Below are 23981 nucleotides of genomic sequence, written 5' to 3'. Positions count from 1 at the left end.
CCTACATATCCTCAAAAAGCTGAACTTGGACGCGCACTCGGTCCTCTTCCACCTCAAAAAGCTCTTTGGCCTTAGATACGATGGGGTTGGTGGTGACTTCTTCCACAAGGGCTTTTTTGCGCCGTTGTTTTTCGGCTTCGCGCTCCTCGGCGATGGACTTCACGTTGCCCGAGCCTTCGTTTTGCTGAAGGTCTAGCTTCCATTCGGGGCCGAAGAGCGCGTGAACCACACCTTCTAGGGTTTGGTAGCGTTTGGGCTCGGTGATGAGTTCGCTGTACTTGTCTGGAAACGAGAGCTCCACCACGTGGTCTGCAAAACGCTCGGGATACCCGTACTCACATGCGGCAGCCACGGGTTGATTGAACGGACGGATCGCGTCGACCACCTTAGTCCATCGTTGGTACGACGTGAGCCCCGCAATTTGCGCCGGATTCAGCCGCTCAATGGCTGCGATCGCCTCGTGGTTGACCTCGGGCGCTTCCTGGAAGATCAGGGCGTCATCGGCTTCGGTGACATCTCCTAATTTTGGGAGCTTGATGCCTGTAGCCGCGGGAACCACTGGAGCCGCTGGCGCCGTAAAGGCGGGCTCTGTCCGCGTGGGTTGAACCTCGGCTGGTTCTGGAACCTCCGATTCTTCTACAAGTTCCGGTTCTGGCTCCCGAACCTGCTCTGCGGGCGTTGGTTGAACCTCGGTTGGCTCCGAAACCTCCGGAAGCTCTGGTTCGGAAACGGACTCCGGCTCATTGGGCGGACTACTCGGTTCTGGCTCATCGATCGGTTCCGAATCTTCCGACTCCTCCACAAGTTCTGGTTCTGAGTCGTGGATTTGCTCCTCGGGGGACTCTGGTTCGGCGGGGGAGTCCTGAACAAGACGCACGTGGCTCGGCCCGGCCGGCCTTGAGCTTTCTTCGATGCGTCCCGTGCGAGGCGAGCTCGCGGGTGGAGCTTCTAGGTCATTCTTTTTTTTTTCGGGTTCGTCGAACTCCGACTCCAACGCAGCCAGGCGGTCCACCAGCAGATCCATGCTGATGAGCGGCTCGAGCGACGCCATACGCACGAGCATCAGCTCAAAGTGCATCTTGGGGAACTGCGAGCGCGCCATGTCGGGAACGGTGGCCGCGGCGAGCGCGAAGTAGCGGTGGAGGAGCTCGGTGGAGACGCCTTCGATCTGGCGATGGGCCTCAGCGATCTCCGAGCTTGTCATCGACGTGACTCGCTCCGCATCTTTGACCACCGAGAGCACCATAAAGTCGCGCAGATGCTGCACGAACTCGGCCGCAAACTGCTGCATGTCGTAGCCAAAGCGGTGGACCTCATCGAGCGTCAGCAAGCACCGCTCAGCATCTCGATTCAAGATGGCCTGGCTCAGGTCGAAAAGATGAGTACGATTCGCCACACCGAGGATCTCTTGAACCGAAGCTTCCGAGATCTCATTGCCTGAAAAACTGATGATCTGGTCCAAAAGACTGAGCGCGTCGCGCATACCGCCAGCCGCCTGACGCGCGATGATCTGCAGGGCCACTTTATCGGCCTTGATACCCTCAGCACCGCATAGAAGCTCGAGGTGACGGACAATATCATTCTGGCCAATCCGCTTAAAGTCGTAGCGTTGGCAGCGGCTCAAAATGGTGACCGGGATCTTTTGCGGCTCGGTCGTCGCGAACACAAATTTGACGTGCGACGGAGGCTCTTCGAGCGTCTTCAGAAGCGCGTTGAACGCTTCTGTAGTGAGCATATGAACTTCGTCGATGATGTAGATCTTGGTGCGCCCACGGCTCGGCGCGTAGCGCACGGACTCGCGGAGCTCGCGGATCTCGTTGATACCGCGGTTTGAGGCGCCGTCGATCTCAAAGACGTCGACGGATTGGCCAGCCGTGATCTCTTTGCATGAATCACACTGATCGCAAGGGGTGGGAGTTGGGCCGTCTTGGGCCTGACAATTGAGGGCTTTTGCCAGAATTCGGGCGCTAGACGTTTTGCCGACTCCGCGCGCACCGGTGAACAAAAAAGCATGAGCTACCCTGTTCTGCACGATGGCATTCTTCAGGGTTCTCGCGACATGCTCTTGTCCAACCACTTCATCAAATTGTTTCGGACGCCATTTTCTGGCCAACACCACGTATGACATAAGAGTCCCAGGATCCAAGATTTCGGGGCGAAAGATACACCTAAACCCGGCAATGTACACCCTTGGTTGTGGCCGAAACTACGCGCCTACTGGGGGCTGACCTGGGTCTTTGGGCACGGGCTTTTTGGTCTTGTTGACCTTAACCTCGATCCCGGAATCCGAGGCGCTCACGGTGACTTTGAGGTCCCTCGCGGCGTCCGCCTCCTCCACCAAAAGCCTGGAAATCGGCGTGAGCACGGCCTTCTCGATGACGCGATGGAGCTCACGGGCCCCATAACGCGAGCTAAAACCGTTCTCCTCGAGCCACTTCCGGGCGCTGCGATCGGCGGTAACGTGAATGCGTCTGCGCAAGAATCCACGCCGCTCAAAGGCCTTATTGAGCTCTAGCTGCACCAGGCGATCCATCGCCTGCGGGGTCAGAGGCTCAAAGACCACCACGTCATCGAGGCGGTTCAAGAACTCAGGCGCAAAGAACTCCTCGAGCTTCTTCTGGATCTTGCCCTCAAAGGCAGCCTCGGCCTCGTTCGAGAACCCAAGCGGCGCCACACTCGACTTGGAAGCCCCGAGGTTACTGGTCAAAAAGATCAGCGTCTGCCTGAAATCAGTGGTCTCGCCGCGCGCATCCGTCAGGCGTCCCTCGTCCATGATCTGCAGGAAGAGTGAGAAGATCTCGGGGTCGGCTTTCTCAAACTCATCAAAGAGAAGCACGCAATAGGGTTGGTTTCGAACCGCCTCGGTCAGAAGGCCTTCGCGGTCTTTATCGTGCGGGGAGCCGATGAGTTTTTCGACGGCGTAGCGGCCCTGATACTCGCTCAAATCGAAGCGGACCATACGTTTTGGGTCGCCAAAAAGCCGCTCGGCCACGAGCTTCGTAAAGTAGGTTTTTCCGACGCCGGTTGGCCCCACCAGGAAGTAGATCCCGAGGGGTTTTTCAGGCGCCGTAAGGCCCGTTTTGATGAGCGAAAGCCTGTTAACAATGCCATCGATCGCCTGATTTTGGTCGATCAAACGCTGAGAGAACCACTGCTCGGTGTGCTCGAGATCGAGCGGGATCGTGTCGTCCAAAAGGTCGAGCGAAATCCCGGTCACCTCGCTCAAACACGTGGGAATATCGGCCCGTTTCAAGACGAGCTTATCCTCGGTGTGCGGCTGTCGCGCGGTGAAGTCCACCAACGCATCCATCAGGTCGCAGGCGCGGCCAGGCGCCACACTCCGGGTGTAGAAACTGCGCGCGAAATCCACGATATGCTCGAGGCAATGCGGCTCCGCCTCCACGGTCTTCTTCTCGTGCACGAGACCTTCGATGCGATTTTCCAATACCTCGAGGGTTTCGGCATCGTTCATCGGGTGGACTTTGACCTGCTTAAATAGACGTAGGAATCCGGGCTCTCGGCTAAGCCCATTCTTCATGCTCTCCTCGGTGCACTCAGCAATAATCCGAATCTCGCCGCGCTGAAGATAAGGCTTAAAGAAGTCCGCAAAATTCTCATCGCTCTTAGAGTGCGCGCCGGCCCCGAGAAGGTCGTTCGGGTTGGTCATGTAGAGAATGACGCGTTTGTGCTTCATGACGACTTCGGCCATCTCCTTGAGTTTGGTCTCCCAATCCCCGAGGTAGCGCGTGCCGCTCATGAGCTCCGAGGTGTTCGTCTCGAGGATTTGCCAGGCCTCTTCTTCGTCGCCTTTCTCGCCGAGCTCGATGAGGCGCCGCGCCATCTCGTGGACGATGGCCGATTTACCGGTGCCGGTGTCTCCGACGAGTAGAATTGAGCGCTCGGCGGAAGGCTCCATGAAGTGTTGGACGAGGAGCTCGACCACGTCGTCCCGGCCCCACGCGTGGTTGAGCTGGTCGCGCTCGTGCGGCGCGTTCAGGAGGCGGCCGTACTTATCGAGCCCTTTTTGGGGCGCGGCGGACTTGGCCGAAACCACCTGCAGGCGTTGCCAGAGTGCGCCATAGACCTCCTGGAGATTTCTGGACTCCAGATAGTTCAGGATAAGGCGCCGCTCACGCATCGTGAGTGCTTCTTGCACCTGCTTGTAGTTTTCGCGGCTCATGCGCGGAATCAGCCTGTCCACGGCCTCTTCGGCCATTTGCTGCATCTCGTATTCTCGCTCGAGCAGGCCGCGCAAAATCACAGGCATGGCACGCGGCGTGCCGACCTGCCGCAGCTGCGAGAGGGCCTGTTCACGCACGCCGTAAGATTCGTCGCTCATGGCGTTGATCAGCACGTCCTCAAGCTGTGGATATCCGAGGTCTCCGAGCGCGACGACCGCACGAAACCTCACGTTCGCGTCATAGTCGCTCAAAGAATGAACAATCGCATCCACGGCGCTCGGCTCACCGATGATCCCAAGCGCAAAGAGAGCCATCTCGCGCACGTGGGCGAGCGGATCGTTTAGAAGTTGAATGATGACGGGAACACTTTCGGTATCCCCCATTCGGCCCAGGTTGGTTGCGGCCGCCATGCGGCGCCGATAATTCGGGCTATGGAGCTCGCCGCGCAAAATCTCAATAACTGAGGGGCCGAGACCATAAAGCTGGTCGCGCAAGATCCGATAACGCTCCTCGTCCTGCGACTGACCGAGTTCTTCGAGGATTTGGCGAGCTTCTTCTTCGACGTTCTGCATGTACAACTCCTGTCCACGAGGGCTCTCTCGTTGGATTCCCGCTGAAGTAAAGTGATTCTACCAGAACTTATGATCTCAAACAGTAGACGCTGGTTCAAATAGTGCATAGGGTCTTGGCGACTTTCGCTTTGGAGATCGTATGCGAGAAAACGGACACCTATTTGGACTTCACCGCGTCATTGAGCCCGCCGGCGGCCTTCCTCAGGCATCGAAGAGGCTTGATAATTCGGCCCCTCATTACGACAACGAGGTCGTCATCGACGTGGCCACGCTGAATATCGATTCGGCGAGCTTTCATCAAATCAAAGGGGAAGTCGGAGCGGATCCGGACAAAATTGCTGAACGGATCATGGGAATTGTGGCTGAACGCGGCAAAATGCAAAATCCCGTGACGGGCTCGGGTGGCATGCTGCTCGGCACCGTGGTTGAGATCGGGCCGCATTACGACGGCCCCGTGAAAGTGGGCGATCGCGTGGCGACTTTGGTCTCGTTGACGCTGACTCCCCTTGAGATCGAGAGCATCACGAAGGTACATCTGGATTCCGACCAGGTGGATATCAAGGGGCGCGCGTACCTCTGGCCGAGCTCTCCGATCGTGGCGCTACCAGCAGACCTTCCCGAGCGGCTTGCACTCTCGGCGCTCGATGTGTGTGGCGCGCCAGCGCAGACTGCGCGCCTTGTGCAAGGTGCACGAAGCGTTTTGATTCTTGGTGCCGGAAAAAGCGGCATGCTATGTGCCGCGGCCGCGCGCGAGGTAATCGGCGAGAACGGCTCCATTTATGGGTTTGATCTGCGCTCGGATAATATGCTCTCGCTCCATCAATACGGGCTCATGGACACCTTCCGCACCGGCGACGCCACTCGCCCCACAGACGTTCTGGACGCGGTTCTGGACATGACGGGCGGCGAACTCGTGGATGTGGTCATCAACACCTGCAATATCGCGAACAGCGAGATGGGCGCGATTCTGAGCACTCGAGACCGCGGCAAGGTTTACTTCTTCAATATGGCCACCGATTTCTCCAAGGCTGCGCTTGGGAGCGAGGGCGTGGGTAAGGACGTGGACCTCTTGATCGGCAACGGTTTTGCCAGAGGTCATGCGCAGATGACGCTGAACTTGGTGCGTCGGCACGCGGGCGTGCGCGAAAAACTGCAGGAGCTTCTCTCATGACCCCAGACGTTATCTTCATCGGTGCGGGCGTCGCCGGGCTTGGAGCCGCATGGTTGTTAGCTGAAAAGGGCGTCAAGGTCTTGGTTCTTGAGCGTGATGAGGCTGGCGCGGGCACATCGGGGCGCGCGGGCGGGATGCTTGCGCCTTCTGCGGAACTCAAGTTCGGCGAAGAGGAGCTCCTCAAGTTTGAGCTAGAAAGCATGCGGCTCTGGCCGGATTTTGTGGCGCGTCTTGAAGCTCGCAGTCAAATGAAGGTCGACTACCGGACCCACGGTACCTTGATTGTGGCCGTCGACCGTGACGATCTTGAGCGCATCGACCACCTCTGGACCTATCACCGTGAGCTTGAGCTCGAGGTTCAGCGCATGGACGGTGATGCGCTGCGCGAGTTGGAGCCGGGCCTTGCGCCCGGGATTCCTGGCGGTTTGTACGTGCGAGGTGATCATCAGGTGGATCCTCGCCTTTTGGTGCAGGCTCTGGTCAAGGCGATTCGGAATGCTGGCGGGTCGGTGCGCGAGGGCTGTAGGGTTTTAGCGATCGAGACTGAAGCCGGGGCCGTTTCTGGGGTGCAGCTGGAGGAAGGGTTTATTTCTGCGCCGAGTGTGGTGGTCAGTGCGGGCGTGTGGCTCAAGGAAATCGAGGGCTTGCCGAAGGACGACCGGCCGCGAGTTCGGCCTGTTCGTGGACAGATGATCGCGGTGGAGTGTGGGGAGCCGCCGCTATTGAAGCACGTGGTGCGTGGGCCCGATGCGTACCTGATTCCGCGGAGTGACGGCGAGCTCGTGATTGGGTCGACCATGGAGGAGCAAGGGTTTGATCCGGCGCTGACGGCTGGTGGCCTGATGGACATTTTGGTGGGCGCCTGGGAGGTTTTGCCGGGTATTCATCAGGCGCGGGTGCTGGGGACTTGGACGGGATTTCGGCCGATGACCCTGGACAATATGCCTCAAGTTAGGGCGAGCTCGGTGCCTGGTCTCTTTTGGTCCGTGGGGCATGGGCGAAATGGCATTTTGCTCACGCCGGCTACCGCCGAAAGAATGGTGTCCGTCTACGAGGGCTCTGTCCTCGTAGGATGAACTGCGTAAAGAAGATAGACGTGCAATGTCAGGGCTGAAGGTTGGCTTGCACGCCGCCCTCTGAGCCGTGTACAGCGGGGGCTTGCGACACCCATCTCACGCGGACGGAGCCCGCGTGTACTCATCTGGCAACTTCGGTTGCCATGACAGATCCACCTGCCGGCAAAAGCCCGCCTTGATCACGTAGAATGCGGGCTTCCGACATGGCACACCTCGTGCATTATCTAGAATCGTTCAACGATTTTGATTCGAGGTGTCCATGTACTTCAACCGCTATACCGCCGTTTTCTTCGCCGCTCTAACCTTCTCCGCATGTGCAAACACGGATGAAGACTCCTCGCCAGATGGTGAGTTCGAGCAGGCGTTCACGGACGGAAAAGCGGATGATTTCTGGGGAAGCTGCCAGAGTGAGAAAGTTCTGCAGCTCATCAACAGCACCGCGACCACCGCAGACCTGCTCAAGGATCGCGGCGTCCATACGCGCGCCGCGAACAATATCATCGACGCACGAAACGGAGCGGATGGAGTTGCCGGCACCGCTGACGACAAGGTCTTTGCGAGCGTCGTTGAGATCGACGACGTGCCGTACGTTGGACCTGTCGCCATGGATAGCCTGGGCGCGCTCGTCGCCGACCTCTGCATCACGCCAGCAGCAGCTCAAGTTGAAGTCATCTTTTCACCTCAAGACTACCAGAATAGCCACCTGAAGAAGGTCGCAGACCTCATCGACCAGGCTCAAGACTCGGTGGACATCGCGATGTACTCGTATTCAGACGCCGGAATCGGCTCAGCCCTTGAGCGCGCGGTTGATCGCGGTGTGAGCGTACGCATGATTTTCGACACGGCGAACTCGGAGAAGAGCTCCCCTGCGAACACGAAGTCTTCGCGTCTTGAAGACGCGGGCGTAGACGTTCGCTACGTCAATAAGATCATGCACCACAAATTCGCGATCATCGACGGCCCACGCAACGCTGCCTCGGCCAACCAGTCCACCACCGACAACGGCGTGCTCTTCACCGGCTCGGGCAACTGGTCACACTCGGCCGGCACCAAGTACGACGAGAACACCGTGTTTGTGTACGGCAACGCCGAGCTGAACCTTCGCTACCAGCAAGAGTTCAACACGCTCTGGGGTCACTCACGCGATTTTGAGTGGAACACCGAGCTCGAGTTCTTCGAGTCAGACACCATCGACGATTCGATGATCCCTGACGACCCATCGGTAGACGCAGTCTTTACCTCGCCGAACTTCAAGCAGACCTATAGCAGCCGTTACGGCAACACCTTCACCACGCTCTCGGGCACCAACACCGTGGCTAATCGCCTTGTCGAGATGATCGAGGGCGCTGAGAAGTCTATCTGGATCGCTTCGGGCCACCTTCGCTCACGCCCAGTTTCGATAGCGTTGATGAAGAAGGTCGAAGAGAACCCAGAGCTCGATGTCCGCATTCTTCTGGACGGCCAGGAGTTCATCGCCGAATCGACTCACGAGATTCAGCTCCGAAACCTCGACTCATGCATCGCTGATGCAGCCGGCAACACGTCTAAAGAGAACAAGTGTTTCGACCGCGGTTTCTACTTCAGTTACTCGATGGTCGAGGCTGGCATCCCCGTCAAGTTCAAGTACTACTCCTACCGTTGGCACTACTCGTACGCGGTTCAGATGCACCACAAATACTTCATCGTGGACGGCGAGACGGTGGCCACTGGAAGCTACAACTTGTCGGATAATGCGGAGCACAACACCTTTGAGAACGTGGTCTTCTTCGAGGGCGCACAATACCCAGAGTTGGTCGAGAGCTTCGTCGAGAACTTCAACAACCTTTGGGTCCTCGGTGACGAAGACGCGCTCTACACCGAGTTGATGGACGAAGTTGAGAATGGCACCGGCCGCGTCCCAATCGTATTCGACTCGATGTCGCTTAGCTGGGAGCAGGTCAACGAGCTCAAGCGCGCGATCGTCGCCAACTGCTCGGACGTCAATTCTTCATCCTTCCGCTCACGTCCTGAGCGCCACCACTCCTGCACGCGCCGATAATCCCAACACACGAGTAGACACGGGGGGGAGCTTTCGCTAGAGTTTCCGAGATTCTTTTACATTAGCCTCCGTCGAGAAGCTCAGAGGACAACATGAAGCGAAGACTTGGTATTTTAATGGGAGCGGGCGTCGCGCTTTCGCTTTCGGCTTTTCAAATGGGATGTAACTCCCACCCTGTCTCACTTTCCACATCTGCGGGTGTGGTTGAGGTTCAGGAGAAGACCAATATCGCGGGCACCGAGGAATTGGATATCCTCTGGGTGATCGATAACTCGGGCTCGATGTGTCAGGAACAGAAGATTCTGCGCGATAACTTCCGAACATTCATCGAGGAGCTCGACAATAATATCGAGTTCCATATCGGTGTGACCACTACGGATATGAACCCTACGTATACTCTTGAGCCCGTGGCGATGCCTGGCCTCTTGCAGTCCACGCCGCAGCCAGTGATCGGCTTTGACCGCACCTGTTGGTATGCGCCAGACGGACAGGGTGGCGTGTTGGATGGAGATGAAGGTCGAGCGCTTGACGTCACTCCGATTCGCGACGCGATCGCAGCGGCGATCGCATGTATGACCACTCCGGATCCCGCGTCGTACAACTTCACTGATGCTCAGATCCAGTGTGCACTTGCGGCTCCAGAAAATGATGACTGTAGCATTCCGGGCGTATGTGGTTTGGGTGAGTGTGATAAGCCCTCACTCTTCCCGGATCCGTCCGAGTATCGCCAGATTCCCAAGGTTCTTCGCGCTCAAGATTACCGCGTAGGATCGGTCATCGACTACGAGCGGCTGGCCGCTGATTTTGCATGTATGAGTCTTGTGGGTACGCGTGGCTATGGAATCGAGACCGGTCTAATCGCGGCAGTAGAAGCCGTGTCGCCGGTCAATACCGGTGGTCCGGTAAACGCGCCAGAAGGCACCACGGTAGATACTTCTGCGCCAAACCACGGGTTCCTCCGACAAGACGCGCGTTTCGCAGCCATCTTTGTCACAGACGAGAACGATTGTTCACACGAAGGTTCGCGTCAGATCACCGAGCTCGGCGATCCTACACGTCCACCACTCGTCCTCAATGGCTGTAGTGACCAAGTCTGTGATTTTGCCGCGAAACCAGGCACCGAGGCCACCTCGCCTCTGATCCCGATCGCGACCCTAGGTGAGCAGTTCATTGCCAACCTCTCTGCTTCAAAAGGCCGCGAACTTGGACCTGCCGACGTCTTCGCGGCGTCTATTCACGGCACTTACGGCCCTTACACCGGTGATATTCCGGACGATTGTGGAAAAGACGAGGTCTTTGCCTTCCCAACCTGTGCGACGGTCAACGGTACCGCAGAGAGCGGTGATAGGTACGAAGGTTTCCTTCGTACGCTCCCCGTGGGTCAGTTCTTCCCAGAGCCTCTGGAAAACAGCCCTGATACGCCGCTTCAAGGCTTCATGTGTCAGGCCGACTTCTCACCGGCTCTTCAGGAAATCGGAGCGCGAATCGGACGAGCTCAGGCGGGCTGTGTGAATGAGTCCGTGATGCCTTGTGACGGTCCAGAGGACACCTCGTGCCCGGCGTTCCCGTACACGGGTGTGCCCGGCCAATGCGTGCAGATGCCAAATACCGGAGATCAGAGTCTTCCTGAAAGGCCTGTGCCTGCAGCTTATTATTGCACGTCGGGCATCCAGGTTCGTGCACGTCTGACCAACCCGCTTAGCACCATCGATACCATCGCAAACTCCGGCTATTGCTTGCCTGATAGTGTTGGTGAAGCCTCATTCCCACGCGGCTGTGTGGTAGATGATTCCAAGTTTGTCTGGGACGCTTGCCCAAGTGGCTTCCCCGGCTTGAAACTTCTCTGGAACGACGAGCAAGAGGCGACCAATGCCCTCGCCGGAACCGAGCTCCAAGTTCGCTACAACAGTGTTTCGAGTGACGGCACCGAAGAGTAGGGCCAAGTTAAAGCCATGAAATTTCTCGGATTGGCGCCCTTAGGGGCGCTATTTTTTTCTCTGCTTCTGGCGATGGGGTTGGAACTCGCCCTTAGCCCCTCAGTGTCTGGCCTTGGCGCGAACGCGCTCTGGGGGCTGAGTCTGGGCATGGCAACCCTGATTGCCGGCTCTTCGGTCCTGCTCGGGCTCGCGGCCCTTGCCTCGCGCCTAAAGCCGTGGCTTTGGGGACCGGTGGTTGGCCTTGGCCTCTCGCCGGTCTTCTGGTTGGTCGGTGATTCTCTGGCTCAAGGCGGCTGGGTTTCGCAGCAGAGTTGGGCGCCAGCGATTGCGTGGGTCGCTGCGCTCGGCGGCGCGCTCGCGATTGCGGCACTCGGCGAGGCGCTGCGACGGCTCGATCGCTGGTGGGTCAACGCCGCGCTTTTGGTCTTGGCGGCGGTGATTTGGGGCGTTGACTCCAAAATACTGCCTGGGCTCTACCCTCTTGCCCATCTGCTCCTTACCCATCTCGGTGTACTCGCCGTTCTCACGGCGGCCTTCAGGACGATCTGGGCGAGCCGTGAGCGGCTTCCTACATGGACTCAATGGGTGTCTTACCTTAGTGCCGCCCTGCTCCTCGCCGCGCCTATCTTTTGGTTTACGCTCAAGGCATCAGTCCGCGCCGAGCTCCTCCTCAGAGGCGGCATTGCCACCAATATGGTGCAGCACCTTGGAAAGCCCGTTGAGACCAACTACCTGACCGAGCTGCTGACCAATCTTGACCAGGGAACACCCCTGAGCGCCTCTCCAGCAGCCAAGATCAGCCAGGCGGACAATATTTTGTTCCTCTTCGTAGATACGCTCAGGTTTGATGCTTTGCCTCCGTCGCGTACCCCCAAGAGCGTGATTCGCGACTCGGACTCTCCGTTTTTGAACGGATTTCTGACCGAAGAATGTGTGACTTTTGAGCACGTCTATTCGCAGGCATCGGCCACACATCAGTCTATCCCACCCACATTCAGGTCCATCGAGGCCTGGGAGTCCCCAGACCAAAATGGCCGCGCGCTCGGCCGGGAATATCAGGAAGCCGGAATCAACACGTTTGCGGTGGTGAACAACTACTTCTTCGAGCCGCGCTATGACGTCACACAGGCGCTCTTAGACGGTTTCGGACGTTTTGGTGTCTACACGGTTTTTGAGCAGAACGATGTGGTGCCCATCACCAAAGCCATGCTTGAGGAGCACAAAGACGGCCGATTCTTCGCGTGGGTCCATTTCATGGCGATGCACGACGCCGGCTACAATGACGAGTATCTGGCGGGTAAAAATCTGCCCCGAAAAAAGCGCTATCAGATGTCGATGCAATGGCTCGACCGAACCTTCAAGACCATCGTCGAAGAGCTCGAGGCCAAGGGTCTGCGTGACAAGACTGCTATCGTCATCGCGTCCGACCACGGCGAAGGGCTTGGCGACAACAATATCTGGAACCACGGCCCCACCGCTTACGAAGAAGAAGTGCGTGTGCCTCTGGCGATTTGTCTCCCTCAGAAGAAGGCCCAGGTCATCAAGGCTGGATCGGGCAACATCGACCTGGTGCCTACGTTCAACGATCTCCTCGGGCTTCCGCCAAACCCAGAACACCGAGGCCGGTCACTCCTAGGCGCCCTCCAAGAGCCCCATGACCGCACGTACTACACCACGGCGTACAACTCGAAGATGGTCGCGGTCTGGCATCAAGGCCAGAAGCTTATCTACGAGCCCAAGCAGAATATTTTCATGAGGTTTGACCTCAGAACTGACCCAAAAGAGGAGAAGAATCTCTACGGGCAGGACACAGCGATTGACGAGGAATTGCGCCGCCAACTCTTCCTGAAGAACCCAACGCTCCTAAAGTCGGAGATCAAGAACGCTGGCAACCTGCAGCTGATCGCAGAAAAGCTCGGTATGTTTGATGGAAGCAACGTCACCGACACCTTGCTCTTTCTGCTCCGATTGGCTGCCGCGAGCCCGTCCAAGACCACTGACGAGGCTGCGGCCAAACTGCTTGCGCGAACTCAAAACCCCGATGTCGAGCGCTGGATCTTGACGACCCTTGCCAAACGCGAAGCCATCGGCGAGGCGCTGCTCACGAAGATTTCGGCCACGCCTGCGCGTGAAGAAGAGTTAGTGCGCCTCGGCGCACACGCGAGCGTCAAAATCTCCGATCCCGACCAGGCCAAGGCCCTGATCGCCAAGCGCAATGACACTTTGCTCGCGGCGTGGCTCGAATGGGTGGCCGTGACCAAGGCGGCGGATGCGTCGTGGGAGTCGCTCATTTTGGAGCTTATCAAACGACCGCTTAGCCAAGAGGCAACGGCGTCTCTCGTGAGCTTGCTCAGCAAGTTTGAGAAGTCAGAGGCGCTCAAGACCTTCAATACCGAAGCGCTCTCTCACGAGGCAGAAGAAGTACGAATTCAGGCGCTCAAGAATGTGCGGACATTCAAGGATAGTGCGGGTTTGGCAGCAGTGGAGACCTCTTTGCGCAACCAATCGCGCGGCTTGAGGGAGCGCCAAAACGCGGTCCACGCATATGACGCACTCAAAGGTGCCGAAGGCCTTGAGCCGCTCTTGGCAGTGGCCGAGGCCGACGAGCTTCTAAGTCTTGATATCGTCAAGGTTTTTGTCCGCCACAAGGACATTCCGCGCCTGCGCAAACTCCTCGCGATGTACCCCCGCCTCAAACGCGACATCGACTGGGAAATCAAACGCTTGAGCAAGAAGAAGTGAAAACGTCGACAGCGTGCGGCCTGCCTGTTAGAACACTGCAGACTCAGGAGCCGTTATGTCCGATTCGCGCTGGTACAAAGAGCTACATTGGCAGATCGCCCTTGGGCTAGTGGTCGCATTCATCTTTTCGGTGATCGTGCGCCAGGTGGTTTTGCCCACGGACGCGGACCCCGAAGCCATGAGCGCGGCGCTCGCCCTTATGGACAGCATCCGGCAGCCATTTGTCTTTGTGGGCGAAGTCTTCATCCGCTTGCTAAAGCTGATCGTGGTGCCGCTGATCATTTTGAGCGTGATGTCCGGCATCCAGTCTATGGGGGACGCTTCCAAGCTCGGTAAGGTTGGACTGCGAACCATGGTCTATTACATGGCCACCACGTTTTTGGCGGTCTGCCTTGGCCTCCTGGTGGTCAACGTGGTTCAGCCTGGTGTTGGACTCAATCTGAGTGACCCGGGCGGCGAGACCCTTGTGCCAAAGCCGCTCCTGCACGTCTTCAGGGATATCATCCCCCCAAACCTCTTCGAGGCGCTGGCATCAGGCGATATGCTCCCAATTATCTTTGTGTCGGTGGTGGCTGGGCTCGCGATGTTGGTGCTCGGCGAGGCGGTTAAGGAAGTTCGCGTGGTGGTGGACCAACTCAACGTCTTGATCATGAAGATCACGGACTGGGTGATGTTGACGTCACCGGTTGGCGTGGCGGCGCTTTTTGTTCAGACCTTGCTCGACCCTAAACTGGCCGACCTGCCCTCGTTCTTTGAGAGCCTCGGCTCGTACATGTTTGCGGTGGTGGCGGGTCTTGGGCTCCACGGATTCGTGGTGCTTCCGATCATCTATTTTGTAGTGACCAAACGCTCCCCACTGGCCTTCTTGAAAGCGATGGTCCCCGCACTCTTGACGGCGTTCTCCACCGCGTCGAGCTCCGCGACCTACCCCGTCACACGCGAATGCGTCACGGATCGCGCGGGCGTCAAAGAGGACGTCGCCGACTTCGTGCTTCCACTCGGCGCCACCATTAACATGGACGGCACCGCACTCTACGAGGCGGTCGCCGTGGTCTTCATCGCCAATGCGCTCGGGGTTGACCTGAGCTTCGGCGCCCAGGTCATCGTGGTGGTCACGGCCACCCTTGCCGCGATCGGCGCAGCAGGCGTGCCAAGCGCAGGTCTCGTTACCATGATCATCGTGCTTGAGGCCGTTGGCCTGCCGGCATCCGCCTACGCCCTGGTAGTGGCCGTAGACCGAATTCTGGATATGTGCAGAACCACCATCAACGTCTTCGGAGACTCAATCGGCGCCGCCGTGGTCTCGAAATGGGTTGGGGAAGACTGAGCGTGCGTGCCTCGTCGATCGTGTCACTGAGCCTGGGGATCATCGCATTATTGCTGGGTCTAGGGTTTATTGCGCGAACCGATATGGTGATCGGCAAGAGAGTCACGGGGCTTCTGCAGAATCAGGCAAAACGATACAAGGTCGATCTGATCGTGGATGAGATGCGCCCAGTGGGCCTGACTGGCGTGGAGCTGGACGGGGTTCTGCTCCGCATTCCGCGTGGAGATCGTGCACTTGAGGTCGAGGCCAAGAAGATCCGAGTCTACCCGTCTATCAGCTCGATCTTCGAGTTGGACCCACGCCCCGAGTCGGTGGAGGTTATCGATTCACGAGCGATTTGGATTCCGTGGACTCCACCGAAGGTCAAAGACGAAAGCGCCAAGGCGGAGAAGCCCAGCGTAGACAAAGGCGCAAAGGCGGAGAAACCCCGCGTGGACAGCGAGAAAGCCCGCGCAGACAAACCGTTCTACCCCCTGGAAATCACAGTCATCAACGCGTCGGCAATCTCCAAAGTCTCGCCGCTCGTGATGCCGAAGCCGATGAAGATTTCCCGCCTCAGCTTTGTTTGGAACGGGGGGCGAAGCGTCAATGGCGCGAACGGCTACGGCACATTTCCGGACGGGGTGACCTTTGGGATTCACTCGTTGATGGGTGAGCGGAGCGAGCGGATCCGCGTGGAGGCGAATGAGCCCACGAAGCTTCATGCGTGGTTCGAAGCCGACTCCACGCCCGAAGTCGACGTAGGCGCGATCTCAATCTGCCTGAATTGCGACGATGTCTTGAAGCTGGAAGATGCGCGGTTTCGGATGGGCTGGCAGATGCTCAAGCCGGTGGAGCTCTTTACGCCCGCGGCCCTGGTTGCGCTCTATCCGAACGAGATCGAGGTCAAGGCAGCCGATATGGAGTTTCCTGCGGGGCGCGAGCTCGGTTTGCAGCCGCGAATCACCGAGACCCGCCTTCGTATTTTCCCGGCCGACCGACTCCTCGAATTCCAATCCAAACTCGTGGATATAGACGGTGGACGCCTCGACCTGCAGGCCAGCGTCGGCCGCGAGATTCGCGCGAAATTCTTTGCTCAGGACTTCGTGGCAACCCGAGTGGTAGAGGCGGCGCGCCTGCCTCGCTACATTCTCCCCGGAGTTCTAAGCGGCACCATGGAAGCCGTGTGGGAGCCCGTCGGGGTGCTCGAGCTGAGCACGTCTTTGAGCGTGCGCGATGCCCGCATCAATATTGGCCGACTGGCGAGCGAAGAGCTCGTGTTTCCGAATTTTTCGCTTCGATTTGATGCACTCATAGACCTGGAAGGCAAGTCCGTGAGCCTCTCCCAGGGGCAGCTGAACCTTGGACCCGCGGCGGATGTCTCCTTTGGGGCGCATCTACTCAGGGCCGGAGCCGGTTTTGCGTTTGATGGATTCGTCAAAGGTGACCAAGTCCTTGCCGCGTCACTCAAGGACGCAATGCCGCCCTCGATCAATGATATTGCGCGCGAGGCGATCTTGGACGGATCCGTGGATTTCAACCTTCGTGTTCGTGGGCATACGGAAGCCCCCGATCGATTGATCCTGGATGGAGATCTCGGGGGAGACGTCAAGGTTCTGAGGGATTCTCCAAACATGGACCCGGCTAGCCTGGCTGCAGCAGGGCCTCCTCCGGGTGTGGACGGCCTTGGTAAGTTCTGGAGAAGTTATGACCAACTTCCGGCGGTGATTCCGCAGGTCTTGTTGTCGGCCGAAGACGCCTCGTTTTTTGACCACCCAGGGTTCGACTGGGCAGGACTGCAGGCGGCGATGGTGCATAACCTTGAGGCCAAGAGCTTTGAGCGAGGCGGGAGTACGATCTCCCAACAGGTGGTTAAGAACGTGTTCCTGAATCACGATCGGACGATTTCCAGAAAGCTCCAAGAGGCCTATCTGACGTGGCGAATGGAGGAGCTCGTCCCAAAACAACGAATTCTGGAGATCTACTTAAATATTGCGGATTGGGGTGGTGGCGCGAAGGGAATCGAACGTGCGGCGCAGCGCTATTTTGGCGTCGGAGCCGCCGAGCTCCAGGTTCCAGAGATGGCCCTGCTCGCCTCGATCTTGCCCTCACCCACGCGTTTTGGGGCCCCTATTTTGGAAGGCAAGATCGCCCGTTCGCGCGCCGAGAAGGTTGGCAGGATCCTGACCAACCTCCGGTTTCTAAATCAAATCGACATGGCGAGTTGGGCGCGCTGGAACAGGGAGGTTCAGGCCGGAAAATTTGGCCGTCGAACGCTCAAAATCGTGGAAGACTAGAACGCGGCTTCGAGCCCGACGCCCACCGACCAGCGCAAACCGTTGATGTTGAGCTCGCCCAACGTCGGAGGCACGCGGTCCCATTCGTCGTTCTTATCTCGCTCGAGTTCGTCAAACTCAGCGGCCGTCTGACCAAGCCAGCCGAGCTCAAAAAGCCCTGCCAAACGCAGTGCAAAATTCGGCGTTTGGTGGATGGTGAAAGACGCATCGATATTGGCCGTCGCCATGTAGACGAGGTCGTGCGCGTAATCCGAGTAGAGGCTTCGGTTGAGCTCCACTTCCACAAATTGGTTGGAGTAACCAAGTCCTGCACGCACGCTCGGGCGCAAGAATCCGAAGAGCTCCACGCCGTAGTCCGCAAACGCCATTACCTGTTGAAGCTGCCAGTCAAATTGCAGGTCGGTGAGCCGGTAAGGCACGCGCTCTTCCACATTTCCCTGATAAATCACGCCCGCGCGCAACTCGGGAAGCGTAGGTATAGAGCCGCCAACCGAGATCGACGTGATCGGAATCACGTTGGAGTCCGTGATGAAGTCCATGGACGCGTCTTCGGCGACCTGGCCTCCCATGCGTAGTTCGAGGAAGAGGCTCTGGTCTTGTGCCATCGCATCCCCAGCAATCATCAACGAAAGTGGCAGAATCCATTTCAAAACATTCATATTCATATCAAAGCCCTCCGAAGATATTTTGGAGGAAGATCGACTCGTAAACAGTCGCATTTTCCACGGTGGGTTCGTTGGCGTTGAGCACCGTGAAGGTGCCGTGTAGGTCGCTATGCTCTACGAGCAGGACCTCTTCCGAGGCGTCAAAGAATACGTTCGTGCCGTTTGCGGGCAGGTCGAAGTTGTTCGGGTGCCCGTCGTCCGCAAAAATCGTGAGATTCGGGAGCGTTCGGTAGATCACGTAGGCGAACACTCCGTCGAAGAGCACGTCCCTGATGGCGCCACCCTGAATCGGGATGCCGTTGTTTCGGCGCAGGTCCAGCAAGGAGAAGCCAGACGACTGATGGAAGACGATGGCCTGGTCGGGCACGCCCGACGAGACTTCGATGCGCTCGGGCACCTGCTCAAGTCTCACGGCCTCCACGCTGCGGCCGAGCGTCGGCTCGTCACCATCCAGAGCCACGGTTTCAGGCCGGATCACGGCCAAGAGGGTGCTCTGCGTGTTATGCGCAAGGATGCGCAGTTCCTCGCGAGTTTCCTCGTCCTCAGTCACGGTCGTGACGTAGGGAATCAGCCGCGTTGCGGGGCCAATGATCGGCAGATCAAAGGTCACGCTGACGTCAGAGACCGTGTCCACAAGGGTGAACTCCGGCCGAGTCGCGCTGATCGAGACCAGGCGCGTGGTCTCGTTATACTGGACGAGCGCAAAATCATTAGGCGCCGGGACCGTAAGCTTATCGGTCGAGACGAGGAGTTTTCGCGGTCCCGAGGCCGCCAATCTTGCGGTCATTCGTGAAATATCTGCGCCCTCAGTGAGCACGTAGAGATCGACTTTAGTCGGGTCGTTCGTGTCAAAAATGGCCTTTCGCGGGCGACGCACCTGATCGGCCTCGCTCACGGTCAGAGGCACCTCACGGAGCCGGTCGTCTTCGTTATCCGCAAGGAGGTCGAAGAGCGTGACTTCGTTATTGGCGAGCACCGCCATCATGCGCTGCGCCTGTCCGTCCAGCTCAAACGGTGGCGCAAACACGAAGCTATTGGCGCGCGTGCTGAGCGTCACAAAATACGCCTCGGGCTCGGCTCCTCTAAGGTCCACCACGCCGACCTCATTGAGGTTTCGCGCCACCACGTTGGTGGCATCGGCGCCCGAGAAGCTGAGCACTACAAACTCACCTTCGGGGTCAACGGCAATGCGGTCGTAGTCGGCCTTGAGCTCAACCGAGGTCGTCTGACCGTCTTCAGCGTTGACGATGAGGAGTTTGTCGCCCTCTTCGTCCACGATGTAGATCTTGGTCTTGTCGGCCGATGTCGCCACCGCGCCAGGCTTTTGCCCGGCCGCGTACTTCGCCACATCGAGCCTCGCTTTCTCCTCATCCCGAGTTGGGTCGAGCACAAAGAGATGGCCATTTTGTTGATCCACGTAGGCCGTGCGTCCGTCCAAGGTGAGCGGCCCAACTATCGAGCGCGCCTCATTCAGGGAGTCGTCCACACTTGGCCCGCAGGCCGTCATTAACGCGAGGAGGGCAGCTCCTACTAGTACCCGTCCACAGTTGTTTCGAGTATTCATCAATCAATCCCTGCGTTGAGTTGGTATCCAGTCACTGTTTGACGACTTTCATCGTCCACATCAATAAATGTCATGCGCCCCTGAGGGTGGCGCTGGCTAATAAACACTTGGCGCTCCGAGCTCACCACACCGAGCCCTTCTGGGACGCCGGCTAGTCGAGTGGTGGAGGTCGCAAAGGTTTCGAGGTTCGCCACCAGGAGATCCTGATGCGTCTCAAGTACCGGCTCGCCGTCTTGGGGCCCGAAGGTCATGTAAAGCTTGACCAGGCCTTCTTCGTCGGACCAGAGCGTGGCGAGGTCCGGGTAATGGCTTGTGAGCACGAGCCGGTTGTCAGCGCCCGCCACGTTGACCAGCGAAACAGCCCATGAACGCTCGATGTACTCGGGGTCGAGCGGCGTCATCGAGGGCAAAATCGGCTCGTTGACTCGGTCATGAATGACCACAAACGTGCGGCCGAACGAGTCGGCAACCGCGCCGCGAACACCCTTTTCAAACGCCAGCGGGCGTTGCTCAAGCGTGTCCAAGTCCAGCAAAATTGCGCGTCTTTCGCTGCCGATGGTTGAGAAGATCAAGGCGTGATTTCCAGCTGGTGCGACTTCGGCCGCGCCGAGTCCGTCGATCTCGAGGTCCAAGACCTCCACACCTTCCACGACCTGAACCATCATGCCCATATCGGCAGGCATGTCGGCCATATCAGCATCCGGGTCCGTGCCCATATCCATATCAGTCATATCGCCCATATCATCCATATCCGAACCCATGTCGGGGTCGGGTGGGATGACGGGTTCGAGTTCGGCCAAGGCCTGGATGCCCTCGGGAATCGCGATTAGAGCGGCGGTTGAGTTCAGGCCTCCGAGCGAGTCATTGCGAAACGTAGCCAGGAGGCGATTTGCGTCGACCCAGTCGAGATCGCTAGGCGTCAGGCCGAGCTCCAGGTCAGTCAGCTCGCCGGTCTCCAGATCCACCATGAACATGCCGTTGAGCCCGACCCGGCGGCCGAGCGCCCAACGCCCCGTGGCGTCTACCAGCACCTCGCGAACCTCACCTGAACCGAGACTTACCGGCGGAACGATTGCGTCCCCCGTGATATCCGTCACGCGGATCCGCGAGATGCCGTCCGCACTTATGATGAGCGCGAACTCGCCGTTTTCGCTAAATCGGACTTCACGTACGTCAAAGCCTACCGCGAGTTGGTAGCTCGCATCTGCAGTGATGATGCTGACCGCGGAGAGATCGGCCTGACCGCTAAGATTTGCTGCGGGTTTCGTGGCGTTAAACCACGAGAAAGCCGTGCTTCCGTCCGGAGAAACCACGAGGTCATTCGCGCGCCGCATCACGCTGAATGTCTGGGTCTTGAGCGTCTCTGGGTCGATGCGCGTCACGGTGCTCGAACCCTCGTTGAGCACGAAGATATTGCTCTCGGCTCCGGCGACCACGGTGGGCTTAAAGCCCACAGGCACCGAAGAAATCCGCAGCGACTCGCTATCGATCACGGCCACCGCATTGAGCGTTTCGTTCGCCACGAAGATTCGGTCTCCGGCCACGGCCGGACTCGAGAACTCAAACTCGTCTTCTTCCTCGGGCGGAGGGTTGTTCGGCTCATTCGGCCCCTGATTGGGGTTATTGGGATTGTTGAAACTGTTATCGTTATCGCTCGACCCGTCTTTAAAATCAGCATCCGAGCCGGCGCACGCCAAAGTCAGACCCAGAGCGCCTATTAGCATCCATTTCATCATTCGATCCCCGCGTTTAGTTCGTATCCACTAATCGTACGTTGTGAATTCGTCTCGATATCAAAGAAGGTGATCCTGCCGTCTTCGGACTCCTGGCTCACAAAGACCTTGTCACCCACGCGCCCGAGCCTGTTTGGCTGAGCGGGGAGCGCCACAAAGTCCGAGCGGAAGGTCTCGAGATCGAGGCGCATCACGCCGCGGCGCGAGTCTGAGCTCGACGCCAACATCACATAAACAAGCGTCGTGTCTTCGCCAGGCGTCATGATCACGTCGAGCGGCTCAGCCTGCAAAAAGATCGGGCGTCGGTAGCCTGTGGCCAGATTCACGAGCGTCAGCCCCTCAGAATTTTGAAAGGCGCCGTCAATCCCTGGGCGTATCTCGGTCTGCCTCTTATGCACCACCACCACATTCTGGCTGTCGGGCGAGGTCACCACCGAGGCGATCTGATTTCTAAGCCCCCACGACTCGAGCGTTTGGGTCGCAAAATTGAAGACCGAAAGCGTCGGCAGAAGCGGCAGCGTAGAGTAGAGCACGGCCTGCTCCTGATTAGGCGTGAGCAGGGCGAGCCCCGCTTCCTCGCCCACGGCGTAGATACTCACGGCTACAGCTTCTTCTTCGGGGGTCTCGAGCGCGTCATCCACGGCGACGACCGCGATTTCGTTCTGATCGCGAATAGTAATCAGGATCTGGTCGGTCGCGCCTTGAACGAGATCGATATCGGTTGGGATGCCGGAAAGCTCGATGATACGGCGTGAGGTGACGCCATTTTCATCAAGGCCAAAGACGGCCACGCCTGCAAAACTCGAGCTTCGGGCCACGAGATAGGTGCCTTCAGGGTCTACCTCCACCTCAAAGTCTGTGGGTGGGAAGAGCGAGGTGTCGAGCCCGAGATCGAGCCGAGGAATCAACGTATCACCGGTGACCTCAGCGAGCTTGATCCTGTTCACGCCTTCCTGACCCACGAGGAATGCCTCACCTGTATTCGTGAACTCGATATCGCGAATGAGCCGGGTCACCGAGAGATTGAAGACCTGATCCTCGCCGGGAGTGTCGGCTAGCCGAACGAGCGAGAGCACCTGAAGCGAAGCGATCGCGTTACCGGAGAACGGAAGGGTCGGGTCGATGAATGCCAGTGCGTGCTTTCCGTCTGGGGCGAGCCTCAGGGCGTTGACCTCGGCGGGTACGCGGAGCGGCCGAACATCCCCAAGGCCAGTCCCTGTGCGGGCGGGAAGGTCAGCGCGGATGATCGAAATGGTGTGATTTCCTTCGCAGAGGACGTAGGCCACAGCCCCAACCTCAGAAATCTGAGTCGCTGCAATTTCGGTGGGACTGAGCCCAACCCTAATTGGCTGCACCTCGAGCGTGTTGGCGTCCACGCGTGCGACCGTGTTCGCGAGCTCCGAGGAGTTCGGGATAAAGACATAATTGTCAGTGGTCGCGAGTTGTCTGACGAGGAAAACCTCCTCTTCGGGGATGAACGGCTCTTCCCCGTCGTTGTTGGTGTTGCTGAACCCTGAGTCGAAGTCGGTCGTGTTGTTTCCCTCGCCAGGACTGGGCGAGTAGTCTCCTCCACCAACATTGGCCTCGGTGAGACTCGAGTCATCCCCGCAGGCCGCCAATCCGAGCAACATCGCACCGAATAGGTAATTCAATCGTCTATTCATCATTTGAAACTCACCGGGCAAATAAAGTTGATTGACTATGAAGCAATATGTGGGCCAAAAGTTGTACAAGCGCATTAACAGAAATCACAAAGGCCACTGAGTATGTACGATTCAATCTTCAAATCGGGTATTTTCGAAAACCGCGTTGCCGTCGTGACCGGCGGCGGCTCCGGAATTGGACGATGCATTAGCCACGAGCTCGCAAGCCTTGGAGCACACGTTGTCCTGATCGGCCGAAAGGAAGACAAGCTCAAGACGGTCCAGGCCGAGATTGAGGAAGATGGCGGCCAGGCGAGCTGGTATTCGGTGGATATCCGCGACGAAGAAGGGGTCAAAGCCGCCGTCAGCCAGATCTTAGAAGATCAAAAACGCATAGACTTTCTGGTCAACAACGCCGGCGGCCAATTCCCCGCGCCGCTCGCCTATACCACCAAGAAGGGCTGGGACGCGGTCGTGGCCACAAACCTTACCGGCGGATTCTTGATGAGCCGGGAGGTTTATACCCAATGGATGAACGAGCACGGCGGCGCCATCGTCAATATCGTCGCCGATATGTGGCGCGGCATGCCTGGCATGGGTCATAGCGGGGCAGCTCGGGCAGGCATGGTCAACTTCACGAAAACTGCGGCTGTGGAATGGGCAGGCTGCGGGGTTCGGGTCAACGCGGTAGCGCCAGGGTGGATCGCGTCGAGCGGCATGGATACCTATCCAGACTACGTCAAGGCCACGATCCCGGATCTCAAGAAGTCTGTGCCTCTCAAACGCCTTGGACGCGAGGCGGAAGTCAGCGCGGCGGTGTGCTTTCTTTTGAGTCCCGCTGCATCCTTTATTACAGGCGAATGTCTCTCAGTGGACGGCGGTGCGCCGCTATATCCGCACACGTTTGAGATTCCCGACCATAAGCTCTCGGATCCATTCCTTGGCTTTCATCGAGAGAATGAGTTCGATTTTCTCGACGAGTGACGCGATCAGTTGCATCGTAAGTGAGTTCGTTCTAGATTCGTGACAAGATTTTGTCACAACACAGCAAAGAGA

The 23981-nt window shown here is 58.1% G+C and carries 14 protein-coding genes; 8 read left to right on the top strand and 6 right to left on the bottom strand.

Features of this window, described 5'->3' with window-relative positions:
• Position 1 precedes the first annotated feature (1 nt).
• Positions 2-2128 carry a DNA polymerase III subunit gamma/tau gene (gene dnaX / locus FRD01_RS13900; RefSeq protein ID WP_146960607.1) on the bottom strand — a complete coding sequence of 709 codons (2127 nt, stop codon included), beginning with the start codon at positions 2126-2128 and terminating at the stop codon, positions 2-4.
• Positions 2129-2206: 78 nt separating this feature from the next.
• On the bottom strand, positions 2207-4753 hold the full coding sequence (locus tag FRD01_RS13895; protein WP_146960606.1) for an AAA family ATPase: 2547 nt from the start codon (positions 4751-4753) through the stop codon (positions 2207-2209).
• Positions 4754-4892: 139 nt separating this feature from the next.
• Here FRD01_RS13895 and kdd point away from each other — a divergent pair, with 139 nt between their 5' ends.
• The 7 genes from kdd (at position 4893) to FRD01_RS13860 (ending at position 17320) form a co-directional block, all read left to right on the top strand.
• The gene (gene kdd, locus FRD01_RS13890; protein ID WP_146960604.1) at positions 4893-5924 is read left to right on the top strand and encodes an L-erythro-3,5-diaminohexanoate dehydrogenase; all 1032 of its coding nucleotides are present in this window, start codon (positions 4893-4895) and stop codon (positions 5922-5924) included.
• Positions 5921-7000, top strand: coding sequence for a glycine oxidase ThiO (thiO, locus tag FRD01_RS13885; RefSeq protein WP_146960602.1), 1080 nt, complete (start codon positions 5921-5923; stop codon positions 6998-7000). The genes kdd and thiO overlap by 4 nt, the downstream gene beginning before the upstream one ends.
• A gap of 259 nt (positions 7001-7259) precedes the next feature.
• On the top strand, positions 7260-9038 hold the full coding sequence (locus FRD01_RS13880) for a phospholipase D-like domain-containing protein (protein ID WP_146960601.1): 1779 nt from the start codon (positions 7260-7262) through the stop codon (positions 9036-9038).
• Between the two features lie 92 nt (positions 9039-9130).
• On the top strand, positions 9131-10975 hold the full coding sequence (locus FRD01_RS13875; protein ID WP_146960599.1) for a hypothetical protein: 1845 nt from the start codon (positions 9131-9133) through the stop codon (positions 10973-10975).
• Positions 10976-10990: 15 nt separating this feature from the next.
• Entirely contained in the window at positions 10991-13717 is a 2727-nt protein-coding gene (locus FRD01_RS13870) for a sulfatase-like hydrolase/transferase (RefSeq protein ID WP_146960598.1), read from the top strand.
• Between the two features lie 55 nt (positions 13718-13772).
• Entirely contained in the window at positions 13773-15044 is a 1272-nt protein-coding gene (locus FRD01_RS13865) for a dicarboxylate/amino acid:cation symporter (protein WP_146960596.1), read from the top strand.
• Positions 15026-17320 (top strand): biosynthetic peptidoglycan transglycosylase, encoded by a 2295-nt coding sequence (locus FRD01_RS13860; RefSeq protein WP_146960594.1) that lies wholly within the window; start codon positions 15026-15028, stop codon positions 17318-17320. The genes FRD01_RS13865 and FRD01_RS13860 overlap by 19 nt, the downstream gene beginning before the upstream one ends.
• Here the strand turns inward: FRD01_RS13860 and FRD01_RS13855 are convergent.
• From FRD01_RS13855 to FRD01_RS13840, 4 genes are read right to left on the bottom strand one after another with little or no spacing between them, the layout of a single operon-like run.
• Positions 17317-17985 carry a hypothetical protein gene (locus FRD01_RS13855; RefSeq protein WP_146960592.1) on the bottom strand — a complete coding sequence of 223 codons (669 nt, stop codon included), beginning with the start codon at positions 17983-17985 and terminating at the stop codon, positions 17317-17319. The two genes, FRD01_RS13860 and FRD01_RS13855, sit on opposite strands and share 4 nt — an antisense overlap.
• A 1-nt stretch (position 17986) precedes the next feature.
• Entirely contained in the window at positions 17987-19549 is a 1563-nt protein-coding gene (locus FRD01_RS13850; protein ID WP_146960590.1) for a YncE family protein, read from the bottom strand.
• Positions 19549-21285, bottom strand: a complete 1737-nt coding sequence (locus tag FRD01_RS13845; RefSeq protein ID WP_249755623.1) for a YncE family protein — start codon at positions 21283-21285, stop codon at positions 19549-19551. The genes FRD01_RS13850 and FRD01_RS13845 overlap by 1 nt, the downstream gene beginning before the upstream one ends.
• Positions 21282-22949, bottom strand: a complete 1668-nt coding sequence (locus tag FRD01_RS13840) for a YncE family protein (RefSeq protein ID WP_146960586.1) — start codon at positions 22947-22949, stop codon at positions 21282-21284. The genes FRD01_RS13845 and FRD01_RS13840 overlap by 4 nt, the downstream gene beginning before the upstream one ends.
• A gap of 99 nt (positions 22950-23048) precedes the next feature.
• On the opposite strand from FRD01_RS13840, the gene FRD01_RS13835 reads away from it, so the two are divergent.
• Positions 23049-23909: an SDR family oxidoreductase gene (locus FRD01_RS13835; RefSeq protein ID WP_146960584.1), complete on the top strand. Its 861-nt coding sequence runs from the start codon at positions 23049-23051 to the stop codon at positions 23907-23909.
• Positions 23910-23981 lie beyond the last annotated feature (72 nt).

Origin of the sequence: Microvenator marinus, from assembly GCF_007993755.1 — a bacterium.
GTDB classification, from domain to species: Bacteria; Myxococcota_A; Bradymonadia; order Bradymonadales; family Bradymonadaceae; genus Allomicrovenator; species Allomicrovenator marinus.
This window is presented reverse-complemented; position numbering and strand designations above follow the sequence as displayed.